The sequence below is a fragment of the Pontibacterium sp. genome, assembly GCF_041587635.1.
Taxonomy (GTDB): domain Bacteria; phylum Pseudomonadota; class Gammaproteobacteria; order Pseudomonadales; family Balneatricaceae; genus Pontibacterium.
Map to the genome: position 1 here is coordinate 1 of NZ_JBFGYC010000241.1, position 5,748 is coordinate 5,748.

Annotated in this window: 12 protein-coding genes; all 12 read right to left on the reverse strand. The window is 51.9% G+C overall.

The genetic code is table 11. From position 1 onward, the window contains the following. Positions 1-219, reverse strand: a 219-nt coding sequence (locus ABYW01_RS12340; protein ID WP_372833076.1) for a hypothetical protein, incomplete at its 3' end; no start/stop codon positions are given. Continuing rightward, a complete protein-coding gene (locus ABYW01_RS12345; protein ID WP_372833077.1) occupies positions 216-710 on the reverse strand; it encodes a hypothetical protein in 495 nt (164 codons plus the stop codon). The genes ABYW01_RS12340 and ABYW01_RS12345, both read right to left, overlap by 4 nt. 2 nt (positions 711-712) lie before the next feature. Further along, positions 713-1,222 carry a RusA family crossover junction endodeoxyribonuclease gene (locus tag ABYW01_RS12350; RefSeq protein ID WP_372833078.1) on the reverse strand — a complete coding sequence of 170 codons (510 nt, stop codon included), beginning with the start codon at positions 1,220-1,222 and terminating at the stop codon, positions 713-715. Further along, positions 1,206-1,418, reverse strand: coding sequence for a hypothetical protein (locus ABYW01_RS12355; protein ID WP_372833080.1), 213 nt, complete (start codon positions 1,416-1,418; stop codon positions 1,206-1,208). Before ABYW01_RS12355 ends, ABYW01_RS12350 begins: the two co-directional genes overlap by 17 nt. A gap of 3 nt (positions 1,419-1,421) precedes the next feature. Continuing rightward, positions 1,422-1,727: a hypothetical protein gene (locus ABYW01_RS12360; protein ID WP_372833081.1), complete on the reverse strand. Its 306-nt coding sequence runs from the start codon at positions 1,725-1,727 to the stop codon at positions 1,422-1,424. Beyond that, on the reverse strand, positions 1,724-2,044 hold the full coding sequence (locus ABYW01_RS12365; RefSeq protein ID WP_372833082.1) for a hypothetical protein: 321 nt from the start codon (positions 2,042-2,044) through the stop codon (positions 1,724-1,726). The genes ABYW01_RS12360 and ABYW01_RS12365 overlap by 4 nt, the downstream gene beginning before the upstream one ends. Next, positions 2,041-2,571, reverse strand: coding sequence for a hypothetical protein (locus ABYW01_RS12370; RefSeq protein WP_372833083.1), 531 nt, complete (start codon positions 2,569-2,571; stop codon positions 2,041-2,043). The genes ABYW01_RS12365 and ABYW01_RS12370 overlap by 4 nt, the downstream gene beginning before the upstream one ends. Positions 2,572-2,630: 59 nt before the next feature. Beyond that, on the reverse strand, positions 2,631-2,801 hold the full coding sequence (locus tag ABYW01_RS12375; protein ID WP_372833086.1) for a hypothetical protein: 171 nt from the start codon (positions 2,799-2,801) through the stop codon (positions 2,631-2,633). Beyond that, positions 2,798-3,112: a Ref family recombination enhancement nuclease gene (locus ABYW01_RS12380; protein ID WP_372833088.1), complete on the reverse strand. Its 315-nt coding sequence runs from the start codon at positions 3,110-3,112 to the stop codon at positions 2,798-2,800. Before ABYW01_RS12380 ends, ABYW01_RS12375 begins: the two co-directional genes overlap by 4 nt. Beyond that, complete coding sequence (locus ABYW01_RS12385) at positions 3,109-3,582, reverse strand: recombination protein NinB (RefSeq protein WP_372833090.1); 474 nt, start codon at positions 3,580-3,582, stop codon at positions 3,109-3,111. Before ABYW01_RS12385 ends, ABYW01_RS12380 begins: the two co-directional genes overlap by 4 nt. Continuing rightward, positions 3,582-4,886, reverse strand: coding sequence for a replicative DNA helicase (locus ABYW01_RS12390; RefSeq protein ID WP_372833093.1), 1,305 nt, complete (start codon positions 4,884-4,886; stop codon positions 3,582-3,584). The genes ABYW01_RS12385 and ABYW01_RS12390 overlap by 1 nt, the downstream gene beginning before the upstream one ends. Positions 4,887-4,894: 8 nt before the next feature. Continuing rightward, positions 4,895-5,748 (reverse strand): DnaT-like ssDNA-binding domain-containing protein (locus tag ABYW01_RS12395; RefSeq protein ID WP_372833096.1); only part of this gene is annotated, 854 nt, incomplete at its 5' end.

Consider the following 5,748-nt stretch of genomic DNA (forward strand, 5'->3'; position numbering starts at 1 on the left):
AAGCTCAAATAGCGCCGCACCTCTCCCGCAGTGGCCGTACTTTCTCTCGTAGCCGCAACCCACACGATCAGCACTACCTTTCAACAAAGGACTGACAGAGCAATAACGCGCACCTTGCACTATTCCATCGACCATCAGCGCCCCTTGCGTAGATTCCGAGCTTTCGAAAGGCTCAAATTCTGCATGCTTACATTCTACACAATACTTCACATCGCTCACGCCACCTCCCTCCGACAAGACTCATAGTCATCAATAATGGCAAGCGCTTCAGTCATACCCTTGTACGCCATCTTCTTTGCATGACGGTAACGATGCACTGGGCAGCACAGTTCTTTCGACACGCTGATATCCGTGAATGGCTTCTTGTACACGCCGCGAAGGTAAGGCTCTGCCAATATCGCCTCTGCATACTTCTCCGGTAACCGTGAAAGCAGCATCACCGCCAGGTTGTAGTCGTGATGCTTCCGGCGCAGATAGCGGATCTCATCCATCATCTTGCGGTCAGACGAATCATTGGCCTGTTTCTCGTCGCATGACTTGAAGGCGGCCGTCATCTGGCGCACACGGAATGAAGCAGAGCTTCGCTTTGCCTGTTGCTCCGTCCATTCGGGTCGTGGCGGAGCATGCCACCCTGCATCCTGATCGGGGCTTAGGCTGTAGTTAACGAAAACCTGAACCAGCTTATCGATGCGTTGCTTCATATCCGACACGGTTACATCTCCTTCCAGACAATGTGGTCACCATCCAGACATAGCGCCTGCTGGATTTCTTGGATAATGATTGCTCCCTCATTGCCCCAGAACTTCAGCCCGTCAACGTGGTAAATCTGGCTGTCTTCTTTGTGCACTGAGTCGAGTACTGCTTTGATCATGTTGTCTGTGTCAGGCTTTTGCTTGTGCGGCTGGCCTAACATCTGAGCTTTCTTCTTATTGCTCCAGCTCTGCGGCATTGGCATAACGAAGATCATGCGACTGCCGGTTTCGGGTACATCGATTCCCAGCTCTCGCACCTGATCCTTGAATGCGTGATACCGGACTACTGCTGGACGCTTTGCCCATCGATCGCGCTGGGTCTGTCTTGGTTTAGGCACCGGCGTAATCGCATAGCGGCGAGATACCGGCAAGCCCGGACGGATCACCGGCACATCATCCAGGCCGAAGCCCGGGGCATCGCCCCAAGACTCGATCAGGTCCAACTGGTGCTCTTCACGCCCCCGTTGCATTAAGCCCCTCCAGTGCACCTTTCCAGTTATTCACTTCGCGCTGAGCTGCTGTGACCTCTTCAACAAAACGCTCAAACTCTTCCCCGTCCGCGCTATGGGAGCGCTCAATCATTTCATCCAGAGCCGCCTGACTCTCTGCTAGGCGCTTTTTGTAGTAGCTCTTCATTGCCCCCGCTTCTTTTTGATCACAACTCATCCGTCACCCGCCCAATTTCAAAAGTGCGACCAGAAGAGCGCATAGCGATACAGCGCCAGCAACCCAGACAGAGAAAAAATAAGCCTCCGCGTCTGATTGATATGGAGAAAAATCAACCTTCTCCATTGCCACATCCAGGCACCAACTAAAGTTCTCCCAAGAGGACGGCGACTTAATGATCAGTAGCTCGCCGAGCATCCATAAACACCACACAGGCATCGCGCAAATCACAACAATCAATCTAGCTAAACGAAAAGCCAACGCAGCAGACGCAGCTATCAGCTTTCCAAATGCAGTTAACTCGCTCACTGTGCTGCCTCCTGCTCAATCGCAAACTTACGGTAATCGGTATCGCCGCTTTCGATATGCTCTAGATTGCCTCGGCTGTTTGTTTTGAACTGCCCCAATGGAAGAAAGGTACGCTCAAACTCGTCATGCCACTCGCCGAACTCTGTAGCCTGCCCTGATCTTGTTTTAACCGGGCCGCACGCACTGCAAAGCAGCTTGCCTTTACGCTCTGGAGCATAAGACCAATCAAACGACTTCTCAGGCCAGCCCTTGAAGCCCTGAACGGCAAGAGCGGTATTCTCTACGCAACCACAGTTCTCGCACTGAAATACGCTCATTGGGATGCCTCCTGCGCTTGCTGGCGGATCTGCTCAATATACTCACGGACCTTGTAGCGCGGAATCTCGACGTATTCTTGATCATCGTATTCAGCATCAAAGACACCGACCTCTTGAGCGAAGCTGTTTACTGCCTGTGCCTGAATCTCTGCGAGACTGGCGGCTGGGGATTCAGCGAGCAACTGCTCCACGCTTTCGCCCATTCCTTCTGAGCCTTCCATATACTCGAAATTGCCGTGCGGGAAGGGGCGAAACTTTAAAAGCTCAGATCGCAGCCGCTCATTGTGTGTTTCGAGCTGGTTGCGCTCAGCCTCTACACCGTCATGAGCTGCTGACCATTTATCCGCATCAGACAGGGCTTTATCGCGCTCGTGCTCAACCTTTACGACCTGCATCTCTAGCTCCGCTATGCGCGCATACAGATCGAACATTGCATCTGTGCTATCGGTATACCCAAAAGAGATCGCGCCTCTGCTGGATTGCTGTACTTCCACACCATCTGTTTTGAATAGAGTTTTGCTTTCCATCTGTCCCGTCCTCTACATTTGTCTACTATTTGTTCAATTTGAGCCAGTGTCCGGCTGGCTTACTTCTCTGCTGCGTTTTGATACAGAACTCGCTTGTTCTTCATATCGCACGCTTCTTCAAAATCGTACTGTTGTGCATTTGTCATATTGGTTGGCTGTGTATTGCATCGGGCGCAGTAGTACCAACGCTTACCATGCCCATCTATTCCCCATGAGAGTTTGCAGTTCATGCCGTCCGCCCTATGATGCTGTTCCGATATTCGAGCACTTCGCTCTCTACCTGCTTAAGCAATTCGGTCTCTGTTCCGTACTGCTCTTCCCATGCTTTCTGGCCAGAGTGAAAGGCCACACCGTAACCACCAGTACGATGATGCGGTGGGCATAGCGGCAAAACCTGCTTATTGCTTGCTCTCTGAGCTGTACCCTGACCGGTGCGAACGTGGTGTATCTCTGCTGGGGATTGCCCAAAGCCCGCATTGCGACATACGACACAACCCAGATCAGCTACATCAGGTAGCCACTGCTTTTCATCTTTGGTCATGCGGCCTGCCCTCTCTCCTTCGCTCTCGCCTCTTCCAGCCACTGCTTGTACTCAGCACAAATGCCTTCAGATTTCTCAGACCACTTAACGCCATGCTCACAACCAAATGCGTATATCAGTTCAATCAGTTCAGCGAATTCGCGTTTACGCATCTTGCTGGTCGATTGGCCCAATACGACAAAACCGCCGTTAATGCCTGGCACGGCTTCTTGCTGCTTGAGACCCGCGGTCATTACATGCTTCCAGTCTTCGTTGGTGAGCTTGCGTCCATACCACTCAACCTGACGGCTTACATCGGTGAGCATGGCCCAGAGCTTTGCGTTTTGATCGAGGGTTCGCTTCTCACGACCAAGGGTTACCACAACGGGGCCAGCCTGAAGCGCCTTGCTTACCAGCTCCCACGCATGACTCATACGCTCACGCTTTACCAACGGGTTCTGGATGATGATTTCGATTGATTCAGTAGCCATTACACCTCCCCTCGATAAATATCTCGGAACTTGAAGCATTTGCCGTCCCATACCACGCGAACAGCCCCAGTTGGGCCGTGGCGGTTTTTGCAGATATTGATTTCCGCAACACCTTGGTCGTGAGTGTCTGAGTTATAAACCTCGTCGCGATACAGCGTCCAAATACTGTCAGCCTCTTTCTCCACGATAGAGGCGTCAGCTATATCTCCCATGCCAGGGCGTTTATCTGGGCGCTTTTCGCACTCTCGGTTTACCTGGGCCAAAGCGACTACTGGAATGTTTAGCTCTCGCGCCAAGTTCTTTAGGCCACGAGTTACCTCCTCAACCTGAGCATGCTTTGCTAGTCGCGAATCGGTAGGCTGGATGCGCTGGATATAATCAACAAAGAGAATCTGGATATCGTGGGTAAACTTCCACTTACGCGCCTGTCGCTGTATCTCACCGATGGTTATCACCGGATCATCGTTCAGGTGGAATTTGGCGTTATTCAGCAGTGTGCGAGCACCTACCTCAAAGCTGCGCCAGTCCTCATCCGTCAGGCTGCCGTTACGAATACGTGCGCCTGATACCTGCCCCTGAATGGAGATCATCCGGGTACCCATCTGCTCTACGCCCTGCTCGCTGGAAATAACCCCAAATCGAGCATTGCTATTCAGAGCCAAGTTCAGCATCAGGGCGGTCTTGCCCATTGCCGGTCGAGCCGGAATTACAACTAAATCGGAACCATGAAACCCGCCTGTCGCTTTATCGAGATCACTAAGCCCGGTGGTAATGCCGATCTGCCCACCGTTTTGAGCAGCCTCAAAAGCCTTTTCGGTGTATTCAATACCCGCCTTCACTACGGCTTTCGCATCGTAGTCATAGCTTCGATTGCGCATGTTAAGATCCATCAGTTCCCGAATTGCCAAATCCACTGCGTTCTGCCCCTCGTCCGCCACATCAGCAATCAGGCGCTGAGCTATTGTCTGAGACTGCCTGCGCTGGTACTCACTACGAATTACATCCACGTATGAGTTCAGACTATTTCGGTGACCAATGACATTGCGGCACAGATCCACGATGTAAGACATCCAATCAACACCAGGCCGGCTATCAGATAGGCGCTCAGCAATGGTGGTCGGCTCTGCTGGCACCCCTTGGCTGTTCAGGCTGCTCGCAGTTTCCAGTACAGCCCGAATATGCTCGTTGCCAAACCAGCCCAACGGAAGGTCTATCTCAGCCAACACACTGTTGTCCAGAATCGTCAGCATCGCTACTGTGCGCTCTGCCTCGAAACCGCTGTGCTTAAACTCCATGCTTTCCATGTCGAGCCTCAAATTTGATCAAAATCGAATTCGCGCCATGCTGGCGGCGCTGACGGGGCTGAATATCCGTTTGCCGCTGCAGGTATCGCGCTTTTGCTGCGCTGGATGTCTTTCTTCAGCCACATCGCAAACTGACTTTCCCAGCCGCTCTGGGAGTTCGAGCGCCCTTTCGGCTCATGGTAGTTCCGGAAGCCTTGCAGGGCATCGGTAATCAGGGTGCGGTTAACCGTGTTCAGGTTGACTCCCATCGACAGACAGCGCTCAGCGAAAGGGTTTTCACGATACTGCCAGCTCAAAGTCATTCGCTGATTGTCGTCTTCGTACTGCTGGAAAACAGGGTGTTCAGGTTCGCGTGCACTCTCTGTTGTATTCTCTGTTGTATTCTCTTGTAACATTTGGTCATTTTGACCAGATGCCATCTGTTCACTTTGACTAGATGGGAGTTGGTCAATTTGACTAGATGCATCTGCTCGCTCGGTTACTTCGATTTGGTCATTTTGACCAGATGCGTCACTGCTGGCTTTGCGCTCAATTTCCGTCAGTGCGGCGTAGTTGATTGAATACCACTTAGTACGGTTGAACTTGTCGCCTTTCAATTCGCCGTGAAGGTGATCAATACGGATCAGGCCAAGCTTTTTCAGACTACTCAGCGTTCTACGGAACGTGCTTGGAGACCAGAAGCGAAACTCATACTGGAACTCTTCATCCGTCTTGTAGAACCACGTAGCTCCGTTGTACTTGTGTTCTGAGCGAGACAGCCAGTAATGCACCTGCTGAAGCACAATTGCTTCATTCAAGCCAATAGCGGCAGCGAGAGAAGGCAGCACCTGTAGTGGGGCCTCTTGAATAAGGAGTTTGTTAC

Excerpts from the sequence above, each read along its gene's own strand:
- ABYW01_RS12350 (WP_372833078.1), bottom strand. The coding sequence starts at position 1,222 with ATGCAACGGGGGCGTGAAGAGCACCAGTTGGACCTGATCGAGTCTTGG.
- ABYW01_RS12365 (WP_372833082.1), bottom strand. The coding sequence starts at position 2,044 with ATGAGCGTATTTCAGTGCGAGAACTGTGGTTGCGTAGAGAATACCGCT.
- ABYW01_RS12380 (WP_372833088.1), bottom strand. The coding sequence starts at position 3,112 with ATGACCAAAGATGAAAAGCAGTGGCTACCTGATGTAGCTGATCTGGGT.
- ABYW01_RS12390 (WP_372833093.1), bottom strand. The coding sequence starts at position 4,886 with ATGGAAAGCATGGAGTTTAAGCACAGCGGTTTCGAGGCAGAGCGCACA.
- ABYW01_RS12355 (WP_372833080.1), bottom strand. The coding sequence starts at position 1,418 with ATGAGTTGTGATCAAAAAGAAGCGGGGGCAATGAAGAGCTACTACAAA.
- ABYW01_RS12375 (WP_372833086.1), bottom strand. The coding sequence starts at position 2,801 with ATGAACTGCAAACTCTCATGGGGAATAGATGGGCATGGTAAGCGTTGG.
- ABYW01_RS12385 (WP_372833090.1), bottom strand. The coding sequence starts at position 3,582 with ATGGCTACTGAATCAATCGAAATCATCATCCAGAACCCGTTGGTAAAG.
- ABYW01_RS12370 (WP_372833083.1), bottom strand. The coding sequence starts at position 2,571 with ATGGAAAGCAAAACTCTATTCAAAACAGATGGTGTGGAAGTACAGCAA.